The organism is Tistrella bauzanensis (assembly GCF_014636235.1).
Taxonomy (GTDB): Bacteria; Pseudomonadota; Alphaproteobacteria; order Tistrellales; family Tistrellaceae; genus Tistrella; species Tistrella bauzanensis.
Map to the genome: position 1 here is coordinate 1 of NZ_BMDZ01000216.1, position 608 is coordinate 608.

Annotated in this window: 1 protein-coding gene; it reads right to left on the bottom strand. The window is 54.8% G+C overall.

Annotated elements, in window-relative coordinates; genetic code table 11:
* Positions 1-58 precede the first annotated feature (58 nt).
* Positions 59-448: a hypothetical protein gene (locus IEW15_RS25650; protein WP_188583389.1), complete on the bottom strand. Its 390-nt coding sequence runs from the start codon at positions 446-448 to the stop codon at positions 59-61.
* Positions 449-608: the final 160 nt, after the last annotated feature.

Here is a 608-nt window from a genome sequence, read left to right on the forward strand (position 1 = left end):
CCATACGATCCTCCGTCGTCTTCGCAAACCACAGAGAATCACAAGCCGCTGAAATCACTCAACATAATTTTCGGTTGGGCTCTAACGCAATGTAATTACCAGACACAGCGTTCTCATAAACCTCGGCTTCTCTGCCAATTGCACCGAGGCCCATTTTCCAGAACTGGCGGCCTTCAAGATTCCACGCCGTTTCCGAGCCGGCTTTGGTCGGACGTGTTCGCGCTTGCTCGGCTAGCGCACAAATTTCGCGAAAAATGCCAGGGATAGGTTCTAGACGAAAGCCGACGCCTTCTTCTTCATTTCCCGTTTCCGGCCGCATTCCTTCGACGAAGCTCTCATAGTCGTAGGATTGGTGAAAGGTTACGAAACATAGCCGCCCTTCGGCTTGAAGTTCGCGATATCGCCTCATCAGGCCCTTGCGGCCGGGCTCATCATCAGCATAAGGCACATGACCATCGCATAGCCGCACTGCCTCAAGCGCGGTGGCATAGGTTTTTCCGGTACCGGGAGGTCCATAGAGAATCAGGGGGATGTCCCGCCCGATGTTGAAAAGGGCTCGGCGGACGTCGCTGGTTGATGAGGCTATGCAGCCTCGCAGACGGGGTCAA